20 protein-coding genes are annotated in these 18,217 nt (G+C 66.4%); 8 read left to right on the top strand and 12 right to left on the bottom strand.

The genetic code is table 11. From position 1 onward, the window contains the following. Nucleotides 1–76: 76 nt before the first annotated feature. Together OK015_RS04435 and OK015_RS04430 are read right to left on the bottom strand one after the other, a co-directional pair. Nucleotides 77–2,035, bottom strand: coding sequence for an Hsp70 family protein (locus OK015_RS04435; RefSeq protein ID WP_268129550.1), 1,959 nt, complete (start codon nucleotides 2,033–2,035; stop codon nucleotides 77–79). A gap of 154 nt (nucleotides 2,036–2,189) precedes the next feature. Then, nucleotides 2,190–3,419 (bottom strand): hypothetical protein, encoded by a 1,230-nt coding sequence (locus OK015_RS04430; protein WP_268129548.1) that lies wholly within the window; start codon nucleotides 3,417–3,419, stop codon nucleotides 2,190–2,192. 38 nt (nucleotides 3,420–3,457) lie between these two features. Here OK015_RS04430 and OK015_RS04425 point away from each other — a divergent pair, with 38 nt between their 5' ends. Both OK015_RS04425 and OK015_RS04420 read left to right on the top strand, forming a co-directional pair. After that, nucleotides 3,458–4,078, top strand: a complete 621-nt coding sequence (locus OK015_RS04425) for a TetR/AcrR family transcriptional regulator (RefSeq protein ID WP_268129546.1) — start codon at nucleotides 3,458–3,460, stop codon at nucleotides 4,076–4,078. Beyond that, nucleotides 4,065–4,562, top strand: a complete 498-nt coding sequence (locus OK015_RS04420) for a nuclear transport factor 2 family protein (RefSeq protein WP_268129544.1) — start codon at nucleotides 4,065–4,067, stop codon at nucleotides 4,560–4,562. Before OK015_RS04425 ends, OK015_RS04420 begins: the two co-directional genes overlap by 14 nt. Nucleotides 4,563–4,565: 3 nt before the next feature. Here the strand turns inward: OK015_RS04420 and OK015_RS04415 are convergent, their stop codons facing one another. Then, nucleotides 4,566–5,246 carry a L,D-transpeptidase family protein gene (locus OK015_RS04415; protein WP_268129542.1) on the bottom strand — a complete coding sequence of 227 codons (681 nt, stop codon included), beginning with the start codon at nucleotides 5,244–5,246 and terminating at the stop codon, nucleotides 4,566–4,568. A gap of 74 nt (nucleotides 5,247–5,320) precedes the next feature. After that, nucleotides 5,321–5,968 (bottom strand): phosphatase PAP2 family protein, encoded by a 648-nt coding sequence (locus OK015_RS04410; protein WP_268129540.1) that lies wholly within the window; start codon nucleotides 5,966–5,968, stop codon nucleotides 5,321–5,323. 67 nt (nucleotides 5,969–6,035) lie between these two features. Here OK015_RS04410 and OK015_RS04405 point away from each other — a divergent pair, with 67 nt between their 5' ends. Next, nucleotides 6,036–6,518, top strand: a complete 483-nt coding sequence (locus OK015_RS04405) for a hypothetical protein (RefSeq protein ID WP_268129538.1) — start codon at nucleotides 6,036–6,038, stop codon at nucleotides 6,516–6,518. An 18-nt stretch (nucleotides 6,519–6,536) separates the two neighbouring features. Here OK015_RS04405 and OK015_RS04400 read toward each other — a convergent pair whose 3' ends face one another. Continuing rightward, nucleotides 6,537–6,782: a hypothetical protein gene (locus tag OK015_RS04400; RefSeq protein ID WP_268129536.1), complete on the bottom strand. Its 246-nt coding sequence runs from the start codon at nucleotides 6,780–6,782 to the stop codon at nucleotides 6,537–6,539. Beyond that, on the bottom strand, nucleotides 6,775–7,275 hold the full coding sequence (locus tag OK015_RS04395; protein WP_268129534.1) for a hypothetical protein: 501 nt from the start codon (nucleotides 7,273–7,275) through the stop codon (nucleotides 6,775–6,777). Before OK015_RS04395 ends, OK015_RS04400 begins: the two co-directional genes overlap by 8 nt. Before the next feature lie 110 nt (nucleotides 7,276–7,385). On the opposite strand from OK015_RS04395, the gene OK015_RS04390 reads away from it, so the two are divergent. Then, nucleotides 7,386–7,865, top strand: a complete 480-nt coding sequence (locus OK015_RS04390; protein WP_268129532.1) for a winged helix-turn-helix transcriptional regulator — start codon at nucleotides 7,386–7,388, stop codon at nucleotides 7,863–7,865. A gap of 66 nt (nucleotides 7,866–7,931) precedes the next feature. On the opposite strand, the gene OK015_RS04385 is transcribed toward OK015_RS04390, so the two are convergent. After that, entirely contained in the window at nucleotides 7,932–8,849 is a 918-nt protein-coding gene (locus tag OK015_RS04385) for an alpha/beta fold hydrolase (RefSeq protein ID WP_442791201.1), read from the bottom strand. Between the two features lie 163 nt (nucleotides 8,850–9,012). Between OK015_RS04385 and OK015_RS04380 the strand changes: the two genes are divergently transcribed. Then, complete coding sequence (locus OK015_RS04380) at nucleotides 9,013–9,447, top strand: DUF4383 domain-containing protein (protein ID WP_268129531.1); 435 nt, start codon at nucleotides 9,013–9,015, stop codon at nucleotides 9,445–9,447. An 80-nt stretch (nucleotides 9,448–9,527) separates the two neighbouring features. Here the strand turns inward: OK015_RS04380 and OK015_RS04375 are convergent, their stop codons facing one another. After that, nucleotides 9,528–9,812: a hypothetical protein gene (locus tag OK015_RS04375; RefSeq protein WP_268129529.1), complete on the bottom strand. Its 285-nt coding sequence runs from the start codon at nucleotides 9,810–9,812 to the stop codon at nucleotides 9,528–9,530. Nucleotides 9,813–9,899: 87 nt separating this feature from the next. Between OK015_RS04375 and bluB the strand changes: the two genes are divergently transcribed. Together bluB and OK015_RS04365 are read left to right on the top strand one after the other, a co-directional pair. Beyond that, nucleotides 9,900–10,661 (top strand): 5,6-dimethylbenzimidazole synthase, encoded by a 762-nt coding sequence (bluB, locus tag OK015_RS04370; protein WP_268129527.1) that lies wholly within the window; start codon nucleotides 9,900–9,902, stop codon nucleotides 10,659–10,661. Between the two features lie 156 nt (nucleotides 10,662–10,817). Next, nucleotides 10,818–12,182 (top strand): sulfatase family protein, encoded by a 1,365-nt coding sequence (locus OK015_RS04365; RefSeq protein ID WP_268129525.1) that lies wholly within the window; start codon nucleotides 10,818–10,820, stop codon nucleotides 12,180–12,182. Between the two features lie 7 nt (nucleotides 12,183–12,189). Here OK015_RS04365 and OK015_RS04360 read toward each other — a convergent pair whose 3' ends face one another. Continuing rightward, on the bottom strand, nucleotides 12,190–12,966 hold the full coding sequence (locus OK015_RS04360; protein ID WP_268129523.1) for a trans-aconitate 2-methyltransferase: 777 nt from the start codon (nucleotides 12,964–12,966) through the stop codon (nucleotides 12,190–12,192). A gap of 156 nt (nucleotides 12,967–13,122) precedes the next feature. On the opposite strand from OK015_RS04360, the gene OK015_RS04355 reads away from it, so the two are divergent. Then, complete coding sequence (locus tag OK015_RS04355; protein WP_268129522.1) at nucleotides 13,123–14,325, top strand: alpha/beta hydrolase family protein; 1,203 nt, start codon at nucleotides 13,123–13,125, stop codon at nucleotides 14,323–14,325. Here the strand turns inward: OK015_RS04355 and eccE are convergent. The 3 genes from eccE to eccD are packed head-to-tail and all read right to left on the bottom strand — an operon-like array spanning nucleotide 14,312 to nucleotide 18,140. Beyond that, nucleotides 14,312–15,322 (bottom strand): type VII secretion protein EccE, encoded by a 1,011-nt coding sequence (eccE, locus tag OK015_RS04350; RefSeq protein ID WP_268129520.1) that lies wholly within the window; start codon nucleotides 15,320–15,322, stop codon nucleotides 14,312–14,314. The two genes, OK015_RS04355 and eccE, sit on opposite strands and share 14 nt — an antisense overlap. Beyond that, nucleotides 15,319–16,728: a type VII secretion-associated serine protease mycosin gene (mycP, locus tag OK015_RS04345; RefSeq protein WP_268129518.1), complete on the bottom strand. Its 1,410-nt coding sequence runs from the start codon at nucleotides 16,726–16,728 to the stop codon at nucleotides 15,319–15,321. Before mycP ends, eccE begins: the two co-directional genes overlap by 4 nt. Continuing rightward, complete coding sequence (eccD, locus tag OK015_RS04340; protein WP_268129516.1) at nucleotides 16,725–18,140, bottom strand: type VII secretion integral membrane protein EccD; 1,416 nt, start codon at nucleotides 18,138–18,140, stop codon at nucleotides 16,725–16,727. The genes mycP and eccD overlap by 4 nt, the downstream gene beginning before the upstream one ends. Between the last annotated feature and the right edge of the window lie 77 nt (nucleotides 18,141–18,217).

Here is an 18,217-nt window from a genome sequence, read left to right as displayed (position 1 = left end):
TCGTAGCGTTACTGCCCAGTGTGCGCCCGCGCGAGGTGATTCGCCACGGAGTTTGCTTCAAGCGAGAAAACAGCCGCTAATAGCCGGGGCCCAGGAACGGGTTCTGCGGGTACCCGCCGCCCGGATAGCCGCCTCCGTAGCCCCCGCCCGGATACTGCCCGGGATATTGCTGGGCCGGATATTGCGGAGCCGGGTTCGCGGGTACCTGACTGGCCGGCACTTGGATCGGGATCGGCACCGGCAGCAACGGAACGTGGATCCACTGCGTGGTCATCGGCACCGTCGTCGAGGTCGGCGGCGGTGGTGGAGGCGTCGTCGTGGGCGGCGGCGGCGGTGGAGGCGTCGTCGTCGGCGTCGTCATGACCGGAGGCTGAGTCGTCTGCGGTGGACGCGGGTGTGGATGCGTGACGACCGGCGGCGGTTCGGCGGTGACGACTGGTGGCGGCGGCGGAGGTGCCGGCGGCGGCTCCGGCGGCGGCGGTGGGGGCGGGGGCACGCTGACGGGCGCCGGCTCGGCGCTGGGCGGCGGTGGCACGGCGGACGGCGGCGCTGGCGGAGGCGGGGCAAGGCTTGGCAGCATCGAACTCACCGGCGGCACCGGGACGGGCACCATGGTGGGCACCGGGGGCGCCTGATGGTTTTCGATTCCCGTCAGCGTGTACGCCACGCCGCCGATCGCGGTCATGGCCACCAGTGCGAACATCCCGACGACCAACTGCGACAGCCGCACCCGCCGCCACGCCCGTTGCCGGGGTGGTTCGATCACGTTCAGGCGCATCGACCAACCACCGGGGTTGCTTTCTTCGTCGAACGCCTCGGGCGTGTACGGCACCCGGATATCGCCGGGGTATTCGGTCTGCGACCAGGCCAACTCGCGATCGGTGAGAGCTTCCTCGTCGATCACCAATAGGTCACCGACACCCAGGTCGACGACCTCGCCTGCGGCGGCCGACGAGGTCAGCAAGCCGATCGACGTGCGGGTGCGCAGGTCGACTTCTTCACCGCGGGCGGCCAGCAGTAGCGCGCCGGCAGCGGCCGCGAATGCGGGTTGCGACGGTGACACGACCGGTCGTCGGCTGTGCACCGAAAGGCGTTCGTTGACAAGAGGAATGCTGGCGCCGCCGCCGACGGTGACCACCGCGGACAGGTCATTCCAGCTCTTGCGATGCCGGCACAGCATGTCGTCGAACGCGTAGATGAGCCCGGTCAGCCGGTCCTGGATCAGGTCACCCAGCTCGTCACGGGTGAACTTCATCGTGGCCCGGCGTCCGCCGAGTTCAGCGGCGAATTCCGTTGCCCGTTCGGTGGATAACTGCTCTTTTGCGGACCGGCACTGCTCTCTTAGCCGGGCCAGCTGCCCGACCGCTGCGGTGCTGGCCGGGTCGATACCGCTACCGTGTCCCAGCTCCTCGAACACGCAGAGTAACAATGCCTGGTCGATCACGTCGCCGGAGAAATCCGTGTAACGCATTGTGGCGCTGAGGGGTTTGAAATCGCCCGCGAGGTCTATCAATGTGGCCGACGTCCCCGAGCCACCGAAATCGAGCAATCCGACGACACCGGTTGCCGCGAGGCACAGCTCCGCATTCGCCGCGGTCAACGACGCGATCGCGTCCGAAACCAGGCGGGGCGCCATACCGCTTCGAACAAAGCCCAAATGTGTTCGTAGCCCGTTGCGTAATGCCTGGGCGGTAGCGGGTTTCCAGTACGACGGAACGGCGATCGAGATCTCCGAGGAACCTGCGTCCGCACCGGCAGCCAAAACCATCGCGTCCAGTGCTTCGACCATCAACAGGTCGGGGTCGTGAGCGGAGCCGTCGACGGACACCAGCGCCACCGAGTCACCGACGCGGTCGACGAACCCGCTCATCAACATGCCGGGCTCAGTGAGGTTCGGGTCCTCTTCGGGTAGACCAACTTTCGGTGCGCAGTGTGGGTAAAGCGTTAGTACCGCACGACGTGAAACCGGTGGGTTTCCGTCACGCGCTGCGACCAGGTTCGTGGTTCCGATCGACAACCCAAGGGGGTCGTACATAGAGCGAATACTTTCGTCTATAGGGGTCGGTGGCCAGCGTTAACGATAGCCGCGGACACGCGGAAAGCCGATGGCTTGCAATGCCATTGGTATCGCGCCGATGCGATTGTGTCACCGAAGCGGTACTAAAAACCCCTTGACAAGCGCGCCGCGGTCACACGACGGTGAGTGGCAGCGAACGCCGCGGCTCGAACTGAAACGACGCTCCGCCACTGAACTTGACCACTTCCACCTCAGGTAGTTCGGCTGCCGTGGCTTCGGTTTCGGTGAATCCGGCGGTCCAGTCGGTGACCGTCCCGCTAACACGCACCTCGATATGCGGATCCACCGCGGTGGCGATCGCTTGCAGGGGCTGCACAGAGTCCGGCGAGCACAACGAGATCCACGAACCGTCGTCATGGGCCGGCGACCGATGCACGGCCAGCCGGTTGGCCTCGATGTCCGCCGAGACGTAGCCCGCTGGATTGAGCAGCGGATGCAGCTCCAGCACCCGGAGCACGCCTTCGGGCCCGCCCGGCAACTTCAGCGCCCGGTGAATGCGTTCGGCGGCCACGCCCGCGATGCCGATCAAGCCGCGGGTGCATACCGAGAGGGCTTCGGCCTCATCGGTGGCACGTGCGCGCACCGCGATCGCGAACGACAGGTAGAGCAGGTGCATCTGCAGGCAGACCTCGTCGGCGATCCGGACCAGTGCCGAATGCGAGAAGGCGGCAAAGTCGAGATCGGACAGCAATGCGCCGGAGTAATCCGGCTGCCCCTCGTCGGAGGTATCGATAGCAGCGAGTTCCCATGTTGCGGCGCGGGTTTGGCGAACGATGTCGAGCGCCGGGATGCCCTGGACCTCGGGATACGACTCGTCGATGATGACGGTCCACGCGCAGTGCGGATGCCGATCCGCGGGGGTCCGCGGCGGCCGGTGCAGCGGACGCACCTGAGCGCGGGCGTTGGTCGCCACGGCGGTGGCGTCGAAGGTCGGGTCCTCGATGGTGTGGCACATCCCGAACACGTACTGCTCGCCCATCGGCTCGACGTCGAGCAGGGCGCCGCAGTGGTCCAGGTGGAATTCGCCGTGCCAGCGGTCGTGGACGGTGTAGCGGAAATCCATGAACTGCGGCGGGGCGCCGATGTCGAGCTGCAGACCCTTGAAAATGGTCACGATGTCGACGCCCTCGTACTTCAGGGCCTGCTGCATGCGCCTGGTGTAGATCGGGCTGGCGCCCGCCCACTCCTCGATGGCGATCTGCACCATCTCGTCGCGGCCGAACGAGCTGATGCACCACGCCATGCCGGACCGATCGATCAGCTGCCCGACCAGCAGCAGTTCGGGAACCAGAACGGCCAGCTCGGCACGGGACAATTGCGCGTATCGCGAGGGGCTGCTCACGCTACAAAAATAGACTCGACTATGTTATAAAGTCAACAATGTCCATTGCTGCAGGCCAGACGCCGGGACGCGCCGCCAGTCCGACCCGGCGCACCAGTGCGCCGCGCAAACGTGGCGACGACACCCGGGCAAGGATCATCGACGAGACGGTCCGCTGCATCCAGGAGGAGGGCTTCGCCGCTGCCACCGCCAAGCACGTGGCCGAACGCGCGGGAGTCACGTGGGGCGTCATCCAATACCACTTCGGCGATCGCAACGGGCTGCTGATGGCCGTCGTCGACGACGGGGTGGACAGACTGATCGAGAGCCTGTCGTCGGCCGATGTCAGCGAGCTACCGCCGCAAGAGCGTCTCGAAGTCGTCATCGACACGGCGTGGAGTTGCTACAGCAGCCCGACGTCGATGGCCGCCTTCGAAATCCTGCGGGCAACCCGCGGGAGCCTGGGTGATTCTTCGCGTCGGCACCTGCTCGAGATGAACTCCGCGATCGCCGAGCTCGGTCGGCTGATCACCACAGATCCGGCGAATGCTGGTGTGGCCGAAGTGATTTGGGCGACGCTACGGGGTGTGGTGCTGGCCCAGATGGTCACCGGGACCAGCATCGATTGGAGCCTGGAACGACGGGCCCTGATCGACATGGTCGCCCGTGTGCTGCAATGACGGAATGACCCTCGACGATCTCGCCGACATCGAAGCCATCAAGCAAGTCAAATACCGGTATCTGCGCTCGCTGGACACCAAGCGCTGGGACGACTTCACCGACACGCTGGCCGAAGACATCAAGGCCGACTACGGGCCGTCGATCGGTAACGAACTGCACTTCACCAACCGTGCCGACTTGGTCGAGTACATGCGCACATCGCTTCCGCAGAACGTCGTCACCGAACACCGGGTGACCCATCCGGAGATCATCGTCACCGGCGATACCGCTACGGGCAGTTGGTATCTGCAGGATCGCGTCATCGTCGCCGAGTTCGACTTCATGCTGATCGGTGCCGCCTTCTACCGCGACCAGTATCGGCGCACCGACAACGGGTGGAAGATCAGCGGCACCGGCTACGACCGGACCTACGACGCCACAATGTCGTTGAAAGGCTTGGACTTTACGCTCAAGTCCGGGCGCGCAATCGCCGGCGTCGACTGAGCGCTACTTGGTGATCGCGATGACGGCGCCGGGCCGCAGCCATTTCATGATCGACACCAGCTGAGCATCGTCGACCGCTACGCAACCCTCGGTGGGTGCGCCGTCGGTGGTGTGGAAGAAGAACGCGGCGCCGCCGCCCGGGGTTTTGTTCTTGTTGACGCCCATCACCACCGCGTGCTTGTACTGCGGGATTTGCAGGTTCTCACTCTCGCCGGTGTTGAACGGGCACTGCGCCTTCGGGCACACCTGCATCGAGTTGAAGGTGGGGCTGTGGTCGTCGCCGCTCCACCAATGGTTGGCATCGCCAACTTGGGTGTAGGGCAGCCCGGTACCGGGGTTCGGCGCCGTCCCGAATGCCGAGTCGAGGCTGTAGACGCCCGTCGGCGTGGCCGGAACTCCGCTCTTGGCCTGCGGCGCCATGCCCGCCGACCCGACGTGCGTCGGGACGCCGGTGCGCAGCGGCTGCCAGCCGGCGGCGGTGCGCTGATAGATATCGATGGTCGCGTTCGAGCCGCCGGTGCTGACGACCGAAACCACCTGAGTGGCATTGCCCACCTGGTTTGCGAACCACGGCGTGCCGGCCAGGGGGTTACCCGTCGGGGCGGCGCACGAAATCGGGGCGAGAACCAGTAACGCGAAAAGTGCGCACGCCGCGGCGCGCAGCAAAGCTAGCAGTCGGCGCATGCCCTCAATCGTCGGGCCCCGCCAGGCTCAGGGTCAAGTAAAGCTTTAGCCCCGGTTGGGTCACAGCGCTGTGATCAACGAAAACCCAACCACAGCAACGGTTTAGGACGAAGCACCACGAGCCACACCAGCGTGTACAGATATCCCAGTGCCCACCCGGCCAGCACGTCGGACGGGTAGTGCACGTTCAAGGCGACCCGGGAAATCCCAACCAGGACCAGGACGAGGGCGCTGACCGTCAGCGCGACCCGACCCTTCGTCGCGCTCATCATCGGCGACACGACGGCCAGCAGGGCGAGCAGGGAAGCCGTCGTCTCGAGGGCGTGACCGGACGGAAACGACGTCTGGGATATGGCCACCAGCGTGGTCGACGGTCGCGGGCGGTTCGCCAGGCCCTTGGCCGCCGCCGTCACCAATCCATTCAGCAGCCCGCAGGCCAACAGCAGCAGCGCGGCGCGAACGTTGCGTCGCACCAATGCGGCCACCGCCGCCACCGTGTCCAGCAGCCGCAGCGGCACCGGCCCTAGCGCAATCGACACCGCGTCCCAGAACCGCACCCACACCGGATGCTTGACCGCAACGTCGTGCGAGGCGTTCAGCAACGACCAATCGAAAGAATGCAGCCAACCCCAATCCTGGCGGTAGCCCACCCACATCACCGCGTATGCCGCTATGGCCACCAGAGCGGCACAAACGGCAATACCGGCGCGTGGGCGGGTCATCCCTTCAGCGATACCAGCCTCACCACGCAGATCGGGGTAGCCACTCGGGGCGCGTCATACTGGCGTCATGGCGGTTTTTGTCCGCAGGTTGCTCGGCATCGGCAAGCTCCCCGACGACCTGCATGCAGAAGTCGAAGCGGAAGGCCTGCTGTATCTCGCCGACTATGTGGCGGTGACCAGGCGGTTCAGCGGCATCATCCCCGGGGTGCGGATGCCGCGCAGCGTCGCCTACTACACGGGCTCGCTGGTGCTCACCAGACAACGCGTGCTGGCGACGCTGTCGATGTTGCCGAAGCTGGCCGGCGTCACCGTCGACGTGCGCTGGGATGCGGCGCACACCGGCGCGGCCCGGGCCGAGATCTCGTCGGCGGGCTTGGCGGTCAACGTCGACGTCGCGCAGGCGGACGAGAGGTTCAGCGGCGAGCTTTCACTGCTTTACAAGGCCTCCGTGCCGGCGGATGTGCTCAGTGGACTGCCGCTGCGCTTGCTGACTTTTGACATGTCGCCGGACTGCATCGTCCGCGCGGTCGGTGCCACCTATAGTCCGTGAAGTCCGTGTCGGGCCAACTCACAGCCTGAACATTTCGCGGGACATCGCCGCATCCTCGACGAAACTTTCGCGCCGGTGGTAGCGGGGTTGGGCAGGCATCTCCCGACGCCGCGGCGTGACGACCGCGGCGCAAACACCGATGACGGTGTCGGCGACCCGGCGTGCGATTTGCCGACCAGTCGAGTTGCGCGGCGCGGAAATTCGGTCGGGACTGATCCGTTTGTTGACCGTGGGCCGCCTCGCCCCCACCGCGATGTCAGTCACGGGTTGATTCCGCGAATGTGAGCTGCTGTCCGGCCAGGCGTTGCCGGGCATACTCGCGCCCTTTGTCGCGGTCACGCAGCACGGCGCCCGCGATGTCGGCAAGACGGACCACACGCCCGCCGGCACCCCAGTTGCCGTCGGGGATTTCGTTGCCAATGACCCAGACCCGCAGCCGGTCCTGGTCGTAACGCCCGTTTTCGGCCGCCAGGATCGCGTCGGTGATGGCGGCGAAAGCGCTTGCGGCACGCGCCTCGTCGAGCTGGCCCTGGGGCACTGAGGCGATCACCTTGTAGTGCGGGGCCGCGGGCGTCTCGCCGGCATGCAGCACCGCCGCGGGCCGGTGCAGCCACACCTTGGCCAGCGACCGCGCAACAGGATCGGACGGGTCGGCTCCCTCATGCTCGATCAGGATCTCGGCGAGCTGGCGCAGCAAGCTCTTTTCGGCGTCCGCGGGCAGGGCCTGGTCGGGAATGTACTCGTCGAGCATGGGCATAGCGGTCTGCCTTCCGATCGCGGTGGCGGGCCTCAACCACCCTGAGTTGTTTAATACAACGCAGACTAAGGAAGCTGGGTTGCAAAGTCAAACCCTGATAGGGTGGCAACATGTCCGATCTGCGGGACCGCTATGTCGCCGACAACTGCTCGATCAAGCGGGCGCTCGACGTTGTCGGCGAAAAATGGACCTTGCTGGTCATGCGGGAGGCGTTCTACGGCGCGCGCCGCTTCGAGCACTTCCAAGCCCGCATCGGATGTGCACGCAACATCCTCAGCGAACGCCTGGTGACCCTGACTGAAGCCGGGATACTCAAGCGGGTTCCTTACCGCGAACCCGGACAACGCGAGCGACACGAATACCGGCTCACCGACAAGGGGTTGGACCTCATCACCGCAGTCATCGCCCTCATGCAATGGGGCGACCGTTGGCAAGCCGATGCGGATGGACCGCCGGTCCAGATCCTGCACCACGATTGCGGACATCCCGTCGAAGCCGTCCTGCGCTGCTCCCACGACAACACTGTCCTGACCGCCCGGGACCTTCAACCCGTAGCCGGTCCCGGCGCTCGCCTGGCATCTGACAGGTAGAGATTTGGCAGAGGCGTTGTCCCGGCGCCCGTTCCGGCAGCACGCTCAGCGGGTGATCCGCACCGCCTAGGTGATCGACCAGAATTCGAGCAGGGTGCGCAACGTCGCGACCAGCGGGAGCGGTTGATCGAGCATCGGATGGTGGCCGGCTTCGGCCAGCTCCACGAACGGGCCCCGGAGTTGGAAGATGGAGCGGAGCCGCTCGCCCATCGCAGCGGACACCAACCCCGCCTCGCAGCTCAGATATCCTATGCGGCAACGCATTTGGGCAATCATGGTTTCCATCGACTCTTCGTCGTCGGGTTGTGGTTCGAGAAACTCACCGTCGAAGATTGTCGGGTCGAATTTCCACACCCACCTTTTGCCTTCTTTGCGGACCGATTCGCCGGCGATGTGCTTTGCGATGTAGGGCAGGACCAAATCCTGCGTGGGCACCGCTGCGAAGTGGGACAGGATTTCATCTCTCGACCCATAGTCGGTGCGTCTACGGTTGCGCAGCCGTTTGGCTTCGGGCGCACGGTCTCGCAACGGCGAGTCGACCACCACGACGCTGTTGATCTGGTCGCCACACTGCATCGCCGCGATCGCCGCCACCCAACCGCCCATGCTGTGGCCGACGATCGTGGGCCGCCCTGAGGCCCCGGCGGCAGGCAAGATCTCCATCACTTCCGTTGCCCAGGTTTCCAGGTCGTAGTCGGCGCGGGTGTCGCTGTCGCCGTGCCCGGACAGATCCGGTGCAATCACGCGATGGGTACGGGAAAAGAACGGCGCGATGTGGTCCCACCAGCCGGAGTGCGCGGCGCCACCGTGGACGAACACGACGGGCGGTTGTTCCGGGGCGCCCCAGGTGCGCAGGTGAATTCGGCATCCGTCGACTTCGACATCGCAATGGTCCGGTTTTTGACCGAGCGCAGCGGTGAACCAGGACGGTTCGGCCGGTGTCGGGTGAGAACGGGAAAACAAGTCCGTACCCTCCGTGTTCACGATGAAAGTCAGCTCAGTCGACGTCCCACACTAGCGGCGGCGAATCGAATCTAAACGACACCAAGCCCTCTTGGATCAACCTCAGCGCGGTAGGCGGCTTGGCGACCTGCTACTACGCGATGTAGTATTTGGCTATTGTCCGCCGGCCCCATGGAGGTGCACGGTGAAGTGGAGTTTCGCCCAGATCGCTCTGCTGATCATTTGTGCTCTGCACGTCATTCAGGCTGTGATCGGCCTCATTCTCGAGCCCAGCTTCGCCACCGGTCCCGGCGCGCCGACCGTGCAACTGCTCGGCATGGACTACAACGGCTGGCACGCCGTGGCTGGCCTGGCCCTCTTCGCGCCCGGCCTGGTGTTCGCCAGACGAAAGTCGTGGGCGGTGCTGTACCTGATTCTCGCCGCGATCGCCGGTGCGCTACCGGGAATCTGGGCCTTCTTCTCTCATCAAGTCGCCTTCATCTTCACCTTCCCCAACAACACCACCGACGCGGTGGTCCACCTGGTGACCGGGGCGGTGATGGCCGCGGTCGCGGCAGTGCAGATCCGCCTCGACGGTGGACTCAGAAACTCGCTGGCCGATTTACATAAAAGCCCTTGATCGCCGAGCGGTAGGCCGTACCTTGTTGGCGGCAAACAACTTTCACAACCGCTGCCACGGACAACCCGCCGTGCGGTCGGTTACCTATTCTGCGTGATCGTCATCAGCGGCCATGGCGGCTGCCGGAGCACGGCCAGGCTGCCGATCACCGCCGCGAGCAGGCCGGTAAGCACACCGATCAGCGCGACGCGATTGGCGTCGACGGCCGGCACCCAGGATGCCTTGCCCTCGCGGATGACGAAGACGCCGCGCGGCTTTTCGACCGGGATCACGGTGGCGCCGTCGGCGGTCTCGAAGGGCTCGCCGTAGACGCGCCGGGCGCCGCCATCGATGGGCAGTTGGTCGAGCACGTCGGAATACTTCACTGCACACTCCTTTTCGTGGTGTTCTGAGCCCGCACCGTCGGTCGATATTGCTCGTTGTGTTCGCGCAGCGTTGCTAGATTGACGCTAATGCCATTCTCCGCCGACGAGTCCCCCGATGGCGCAGTGAGCGAACATGCGTTCAGCCCACCGGATCGTCGCGTGGTGTACCGGGTGATCGCCGAACGCCGGGACATGCGGCGGTTCGTGCCCGGCAGCACGGTGCCCGAGGAGGTGTTGGCCCGCCTGTTGCAGGCCGCGCATGCCGCGCCCAGCGTCGGGCTGATGCAGCCGTGGCGTTTCCTCCGGATCACCGACGACGCGCTGCGCCGCGGTATCCACGCGCTCGTCGACGAAGAGCGCCCGCGCACCGCGCAAGCGCTGGGACCGCGGGGCGAGGAGTTTCTGCGGTTGAAGGTCGAGGGCATCCTCGAATGCGCCGAACTCCTCGTGGTGGCGCTGGCCGACAATCGCGACGTCCACGTTTTCGGCCGGCGCACGCTGCCGCAGATGGATCTCGCGTCGGTGTCCTGCGCGATCCAGAACCTGTGGTTGGCCGCTCGGGCCGAAGGGCTTGGGGTCGGCTGGGTTTCATTGTTCGATCCGCAACCCCTGGCTGAGCTGCTGGCGATGCCCGCCGGCGCGGAGCCGGTGGCCATCCTGTGCGTGGGCCCGGTGCCGGAATTTCCGGATCGGCCGGCGCTGGAGCTCGACGGCTGGACGCACGCGCGACCGCTGTCGGAGTTCGTCTCCGAAAATCAATGGGGTCACCCGCCGGACGACCGGCCCGGCCGGCCCGCGCCGGGCAACGGTACCGGAACGGCCACCACGGTGCCGTCCCATTCCGTGTGACGCGTCAAAAGCGGGTAGCTTTCGATTTCTGTTCGCGCAGATCGTTTCGACCAGCTGGCAATCTGCTGTTGTCCGACTGGGTGGCACACCCAGATTCATCGCGCGTCATTCCGGTATCGTCGCCGGTCGCAGGACAAGGTGAATAAGGTGACGGAAATGACCGGCGACAACGTACTTATCGTGCACTGGCACGACCTCGGGCGCTATCTCGGCGCCTACGGTCACCCGGATGTCTGTAGCCCGTGCTTGGACCAGCTCGCCACCGAGAGCATCCTGTTCACCCGGGCCCATGCCACCGCGCCGCTGTGCACGCCGTCGCGAGGATCGTTTTTCACCGGCCGCTACCCACAAAGCAACGGCCTCGTCGGTCTGGCCCACCACGGCTGGGAATACCGCGCCGGCGTTCAGACCCTACCCCAGCTACTATCCGAATCTGGCTGGTATTCAGCTCTTTTCGGCATGCAGCACGAAACGTCCTACCCGAAACGCCTGGGGTTCGACGAGTTCGACGTGTCGAACTCCTACTGCGACTACGTGGTGGAAAAGGTCGAAGAATGGCTGCGCAACGAGGCCCCGCAGCGGGGTGGCCGACAACCGTTCCTGCTGACGGCCGGATTTTTCGAAACGCACCGACCGTACCCGCGGGACCGCTACGAACCGGCCGATAGCGCGGCCGTCGATCTGCCCGACTACCTGCCCGACACCCCGGAGGTGCGCGGTGATCTCGCCGACTTCTACGGCGCCATCACCTCGGCCGATGCGGCAGTCGGGCGGATGCTGGACACGCTGGCCGAGACGGGCCTGGATGCCAGCACCTGGGTGGTGTTCTTCACCGATCACGGGCCGGCCTTCCCCCGGGCGAAATCCACCCTGTACGACGCGGGAACCGGCGTAGCCCTGCTCATCCGCCCGCCCACCGGGCGCGGGCTGGCCCCGCGGGTCTACGACGAGTTGTTCAGCGCCGTCGATCTGGTCCCGACGTTGCTGGAGCTGCTCGGCCTCCACGTGCCGGCCGAGATCGAGGGCGTGTCGCACGCGCGCGCCCTGCTCACGCCCGACACGCCGGCAGAGCCGGTGCGGGAGCAGGTGTACACGATGAAGACCTATCACGACTCGTTCGACCCGATTCGGGCAATCCGCACAAAGGAATACAGCTACATCGAGAATTACGTGCCACGCCCGCTCTTGGACCTGCCGTGGGATATCGAACAGAGCCCGTCCGGTTTGGCGGTCGCGCCGTTCGTCCGATCGCCACGTCCGGAGCGCGAACTCTACGATCTGCGGACCGATCCCACCGAGACCACCAACTTGCTGACCAATGGCGATTCGGGCATGGACGCGATCGCCGCCGATTTAGCTGTCCGCCTTAATGATTGGCGCCAGCGCACCGGCGACGTCATCCCCTCGGACTTCGCGGGCAGCCGCATCGCGATGCGCTATACCGAGACCTATCTACAGATCCATCACACGACGCCGACAAGCCGCTCGGCGATCGCCGCCGATCGCGGCGTCGAAGAGTAGGAAGTCCTTATCCGTCGACCCGGCCGACCTCGGCGACGATGAACACCCGCCGGAACGGGAAGATCGTCGTGCCGTCAGCCCGGGGCGGGTAGGCGTCGTCCAGCAACGGGATCAGCTCCTCGCGAAACTGCTCCCACCCCTCGTCGTCGAGCCGCTCGCGCACCGGAACCAGGGCGGTGCCGGTGATCCATTCCAACACCGGGTGCTCCCCGGTCAGCTGGTGCAGATACGTCGTCTCCCAAGCGTCGACCCGGCAGCCCACATCCATCAACAGATTGGCGTAGTGCGACGGCGGCTGGACCACCGCGCCGACCCGGAAAGGCACGTCTTTCAGCGTCTTTGCGTAATGTTCGCGACGCGCCACCGCGCGTACGGCGGCATGCGACGGGGTTTCGAAGTTGCCCGGAATCTGGACGGCGATCCAGGATCCGGCCGGTAGCTGGCTGGCCCAGCGAACCAGCAGGTCGGCGTGATCGGGAACCCAGTGCAGGGCCGCGTTGCTGACCACCACGTCGGTGTCGGGTTTCGGCCTCCAGTCACGTAAGTCGCTGACGGAGGCATCGATCCCGCGTTCCCGGGCGGCGGCCACCATCTCCGGCGAGGTGTCCAGGGCCTCGATGGCCGAGCCGGGCCACCGCTTCACCAGGTACTTCGTCAGATTGCCTGGTCCACAACCCAGGTCGACCACCCGACGTGCCCGCTCGATCCCCACCCTCGAGAGCATGTCGTAAAACGGGCGGCTGCGATGGTCTGCAAATACGAGGTAGACGTCGGGATCCCACATGTCGGTCCTCCTGATCAACACCGCAACTGGTCGGCCATCTAGACAGAACCGTATTACCGCATCGTGCCCCCGCGCTCCCCGAGTGGCCCAGAAATCCGCACCGGAACCGGTCAAACGCCCAGGATCGGCTTCTCCGGCGGGATAGCATCGGCATTCGTGGCGTCCGGAACAGATCCCATCGATCCGCCCATCCCAGTTCCCGACGTTCCCGGTGCCGACGTTCCGCCCGGCGCCGAAGGATTGCCTCCGCTCTCGGCATTGTCGGCACATGAACGCAGGGTGGTCGCGGTCTCCGCCGCCGGCGATCTCGCATTGCGCACCTGGGTCTCGTCGCTGCTGGCCGCGACGACCGCGCCGGTCGTCGTCGCCACCTCGTTGCGCCACACCAAATCCGGTAGCGAGCGCGCCAACCTGAAGTTCTACGCCGAGCTGGCGGCCGAGCATGACCCGGCGAAGTCGTTCCCGGCGCCGACCGAATTGCCACAGGTGTCGTCGCGACCGGCGGGCCCGCTGGCGAAATGGATCGCACGCGGCACCGTCGACAACATCTCGTTTCCCAGCAGCTTCACGGCGATCAACCCCGCGATGCGTAAGCGCTGGGATGCCTGGAGGTCCAATAACGTCGTGCGCGCCCAGCATTGGCGCCATGACGACGGACCGCGCCCCACGCTGTGCGTCATCCACGGCTTCATGGGGTCGTCGTACCTGGCGAACGGCCGCTTCTTCTCGATGCCGTGGTATTACCGGTCCGGCTACGACGTCGTGCTGTACACGTTGCCATTTCACGGCCAGCGAGCCGAAAAATGCTCGCCGTTCAGCGGTTTCGGCTATTTCGCCGGCGGACTCAGCGGCTTCGCCGAGTCGATGGCCCAGGCCGTACACGACTTCCGGTCCATCATCGACTATTTGCGTCACACCGGCGTTGACCGCATTGCGCTGACCGGCCTCTCGCTGGGCGGCTACACCTCGGCACTGGTGGCCTCGGTCGACGACCGGCTGGAGGCCGTCGTTCCCAACTGTCCGGTCGTCACGCCGGCGACGATGTTCGACCAGTGGTTCCCGGCCAACAAACTGGTCGGCCTGGGGCTTGGGTTGTCCGGCATCAGCCGCGAGGAACTAAGCGCCGGGCTGGCTTACCATGGCCCGTTGAACTACCGACCGCGGCTTTCCAAGGACCGGCGGATGATCATCACCGGCCTCGCCGACCGGATGGCTCCCCCGGCACAGGCCGTCATGCTCTGGGAACACTGGGATCACTGTGCGCTGCACTGGTTTCCCGGCAGTCACGTACTGCATGTGAGTCAACTGGACTACCTGCGCCGGATGACCAGCTTCCTGAGCGGCTTTATGCTGGACTAGCCGCTTCGGTTCGCAGCGCGCGATGCGCTCCCGCCACCGGCGTCGGCCAGTCCAGGCGCGCCAGCAGATCGCCGGGCGGGTCGGTGTGACCGTCAAGTCGTTGCGTGGACAACAGATCCAGTGCCGCCAGCGCCGGCCCCTGGTTGCCGCGCTGCGGTATCAGCCCGGCTACCGGCAGTGCGCCTTCCGGTGGCGTGTCGGTGAGGAAGGCACACGCGGCCGCGACCGTGTTCTGGTCTCCCGACCGCGGGCCGGCGATCTCGAGGGCGGTGCACGTCTCGCGGGCCGGATGTGAGCGGATCGCCGCCAAGGTCTCGGGCAACGCCGCATCAACCGCGATCCGGTATGCCGCAACGTAATCCGAGCTTCCGCGCTGCACCGCACGCCAGGCCTCGCGGGCATTGGCCGGCAGCCAGCGTGGCACGTCGTCCGGCGCGACAGTGCTCGCTTCCCATCCGATTTCGCGAAGGTGGTCCGCGAGCCGCCGGGCGGCAACCTCGGCGGTCTCATACAGCGGGATGCGCGACGAGCGTGCCTGCAGCGCCGGCAGGTTATCCGCGGCCGACACCGTGATACCGACCCATGTCTCGCGCCGTGAGACGTCGGATGCGTTGTCGCGGCTGGTGATACGCACCTTGTCGGCGCGGATGCCGTAGCGGTCCAGGTACCGGGCGATCAGCTCCAGCGGAAGCACCGCGCCGTCGGAGCTGGACGGGCCGATCCGCACCAACGCGGTTGTCTTTGCGACAACGGCGGACTGAGTCTCAGGTTCCGCCGTTCGGTTGGAACCGCGGCCCATGATGGCCAGCCGACGCCTCAGGATCGTGGTGAAGTGCAGACCACGCCACCAACCGAACAACACGATCACCGCCGCCACGGCGATGCCGATCAGCCAGTAGTCGCGATTCGAGTGCCAAGGGTAGGCCAGCGCCGCGGGCACAATCGCCAGTGCCGCCAAGCTGATTCGGGCGCTCCCCGGGATCGGGATCGAGCTCACGAGGTGGTCTCCTTCCGTCGGCGCGCGGCGATTGCGGTTGCGGCGGCAACCGCCGCGACAATCAATGCCAGCGCGGCGGTCCCGACGAACGCGACGGTCCGCGGGGTGTTGTCTTTGGGCGCCGGTGCCGGGGGCACGGCGACCGGCTTCGCCGGCGTTGCGGCGGCCCCGGTGCTTGCGGGCAATTCCCACGTCAGGGCTGCCAGTGGGTCCACGCTGCCGGTGCCGACGATGTTGGACGGGGCCCGGGCACCGTTGTGCGCGGTCGCGGTGATCCGGCGCACCACCTCCGTGGCGGACAGCGTGGGGTACTTACTGCGGACCAGCGCCGCGACGCCCGATACGTAGCCGGAGGCGTAGCTGGTGCCGCTGAGCGCGCTCAGTTGCTGATGATCGTCGGGCAGGCCGTTGGCGAGGCTGCCGCCGTCGCGATTGCTCACCGACACAATGCTTTCGCCCGGCGCCGCGATACCCACCCACGGCCCGGACATGGTGAATTTCGACGGTTGCCCATCCGGGTTGAGGGAGGCCGCCGACAGCACGTACGGCTGCCACCACGACGGAGTGGACACCGACGTGACGCCGGCCCAATTCCGCGCATCGTCCGGTCGGCCAAGATCGGTGAGCGGGTTTGACTCACAGGACATTCCGCCGCCGACCGATCCGGTCGCCCCGGTATTGCCCGCGGCCGCGACGAGCACGGCGTCCTTGTCCACCGCAGCGTAGCGGATCGCCGCCCCGAGCGCGGCCTGATCGACGGGTCGATCGGCGGGTACGCACGTTACCTCCGAGATGTCGATCACCCGGGCCCCGAGATCGGCCGCATGCACGATCGCCCGGCCCAGCGTGGCGACCTCGAGGGACACCCGCGCCACCATCGGATCGCCGCCCGGCGAGCGCGGCGAGAACTTGCCGGACGCCGTCCGGATCGCCAACACGCGCGCGGCGGGGGCGACCCCTGAGAAGCCGTCCTCGGCGGACGGCTGGCCGGCGATGACTCCGGCCACCAGCGTGCCGTGCCCGTCGCAGTCGGTCAGTCCGTCCGTCGTCTCCACGAAATCGCCACCGGGATCGACATTGGGTAGCCGAGGCCCCGGCCGCACGCCGGTGTCGAGCACTGCCACCAGCTGACCCTCACCGCGGGAAAACTGCCATGCCGCAGGAAGATTCAGCATCGCCTGGCTGCGGGTCACCGCAGCGGGATCGCTCCCCGGGATGACACCGGAAGTGCTGCAGGGCCCGCGTTGCTCCATCGGCTGCACCGGTCCCGCAGTTCCGCTGGGCGGTTGCGCACCCGGGTCGACCACCGGCTGGCTGATCGCCGACGCTGGTGGACAAGCCCATGGCGCAACGGCTTGCGAAAAGGCCAACGCCGCCGTGAGGCAAGCGAATCCGGCACGAATCATCGATTGAGCACCCAGGCGAACAGACCGACCAGATAGGCGATGACGGGAATCAACGAGGCGTCCAGGCCGGCCGCGACGAAGCCCAACAGCCGGCGCAGCGGCAGCGAATAGGTCTCGGGCGAGGCGATGCCCGGGTTCAGCGCCACCACGGCCCACGCCAACGCCAGCGCGACGAGCACCACCGCCGCGATGAGTGCGGCGAAGAAGCGTCCGGTCGAGGCATACAACACCAGCAGGGCACCGGCGACCAGGTAGGGCTGGGACAGCAGCCAGGCCTTGCAGGCGGCCGAATCCCACACGCGGGCACGCAGGACCGAGGTAGCCGCGATGGCCGCCACCACGTACCAGCCCCATCCACTCAACGACTCGGGGCGCAACGCGATCGCCACCGAGCCCAGGACACTGAGCAGCACGGCGCCGGCGATAAAGCCGTTCTGATGAGCATCACCGATGCGCACCCGCCGAGGCAGGTCCTCGAGCACCCGAAGCGCGGGCGCCGACGGACTCGGGTCACCGGGCGCCGGAATGACCGGCAACGGGAAGCGCGCCCACAGCGCGGAAAGCTGCGCCGCTTCGATGATCACCAGCAGCGCCGCCACGATCAATCCACCGCCGATAGCCAGTATCGGTAGCCGCCAGAGCAATTCGGCGCCGGCGGCCAACAACACCCCGGTCCCGAGCACGGTAGTCGCGGTGAAGAAACCCACGATCCGCTCGCGCTCGTTGCTCGGCACCATCAGGACGATCAGCGACCACGCGGTCACCCCGGCCGCGGACAGCACCAGCTGTGCCGCCCCGAACTTTCCGGGCACCGCCAATGCCAGGGCCGCGCCGATGGGCACCAGCGCTGCCATCGACAGCGCCGTTCCGGTGCGTTCCGAGCGCAGCGTGACGAACAAACCGGTGATCGCGGTCACCGCCGCGATCACGCTGACCGCGACCAGTCCGGTCAGCGCGCCGGTGGCTACGCGGTAGCTCACGCCCAGGCCCGTCGCCAGGAAGGCCACGACGATCGCTGCGGCCAGCGCCCCGCGCTGGATCTGCGCTATACCCCATGGCTTCAGCCGTGATGTCGAGAAGATCATCGCTGCGTCGGCAATGTCCTCGACGATGCCTGGTGCGGCCGGGCCGGTCGGGACCGGCTGCAGCGCAAGCAAATCCCCATCGACGACGCCGACGGTGTCCAAGCTGGCGTCCAGACTGAACGGCGCTCCGCCGATGGGCGCCAGGCTCAGCTGGGAAACCGCACCGGGGCGCGCTGCACCCTCGGGGTCACCACCATCACCGTTCTGGGCTGTCGGGACCACCAATCGCTGTACCGCGGGCAGGATTTCGCGCAGCGGCAGTTCGGTGGGCAGGGCAACTTCTGTCAGCCTGCTGTGCGCGAGGATTGCCACGCGAACGATTGGCATGACGGCGCCGGACGTCACCGGACCCTCGAATTAGACTGCGGCCGTTCCTGGAACATCGTGTTCTCTCTCTATTTCGT

It is taken from the genome of Mycobacterium sp. Aquia_216, from assembly GCF_026723865.1.
Classification (GTDB): Bacteria; Actinomycetota; Actinomycetes; order Mycobacteriales; family Mycobacteriaceae; genus Mycobacterium.
This window is presented reverse-complemented; position numbering and strand designations above follow the sequence as displayed.

Bases quoted from the DNA above. Each gene is read 5' to 3' on its own strand.
- OK015_RS04435 (WP_268129550.1), bottom strand. From the start codon at position 2,035: ATGTACGACCCCCTTGGGTTGTCGATCGGAACCACGAACCTGGTCGCA.
- OK015_RS04425 (WP_268129546.1), top strand. From the start codon at position 3,458: ATGTCCATTGCTGCAGGCCAGACGCCGGGACGCGCCGCCAGTCCGACC.
- OK015_RS04415 (WP_268129542.1), bottom strand. From the start codon at position 5,246: ATGCGCCGACTGCTAGCTTTGCTGCGCGCCGCGGCGTGCGCACTTTTC.
- OK015_RS04410 (WP_268129540.1), bottom strand. From the start codon at position 5,968: ATGACCCGCCCACGCGCCGGTATTGCCGTTTGTGCCGCTCTGGTGGCC.
- OK015_RS04405 (WP_268129538.1), top strand. From the start codon at position 6,036: ATGGCGGTTTTTGTCCGCAGGTTGCTCGGCATCGGCAAGCTCCCCGAC.
- OK015_RS04395 (WP_268129534.1), bottom strand. From the start codon at position 7,275: ATGCCCATGCTCGACGAGTACATTCCCGACCAGGCCCTGCCCGCGGAC.
- OK015_RS04390 (WP_268129532.1), top strand. From the start codon at position 7,386: ATGTCCGATCTGCGGGACCGCTATGTCGCCGACAACTGCTCGATCAAG.
- bluB (WP_268129527.1), top strand. From the start codon at position 9,900: ATGCCATTCTCCGCCGACGAGTCCCCCGATGGCGCAGTGAGCGAACAT.
- OK015_RS04365 (WP_268129525.1), top strand. From the start codon at position 10,818: ATGACCGGCGACAACGTACTTATCGTGCACTGGCACGACCTCGGGCGC.
- OK015_RS04360 (WP_268129523.1), bottom strand. From the start codon at position 12,966: ATGTGGGATCCCGACGTCTACCTCGTATTTGCAGACCATCGCAGCCGC.
- mycP (WP_268129518.1), bottom strand. From the start codon at position 16,728: ATGATTCGTGCCGGATTCGCTTGCCTCACGGCGGCGTTGGCCTTTTCG.
- eccD (WP_268129516.1), bottom strand. From the start codon at position 18,140: ATGCCAATCGTTCGCGTGGCAATCCTCGCGCACAGCAGGCTGACAGAA.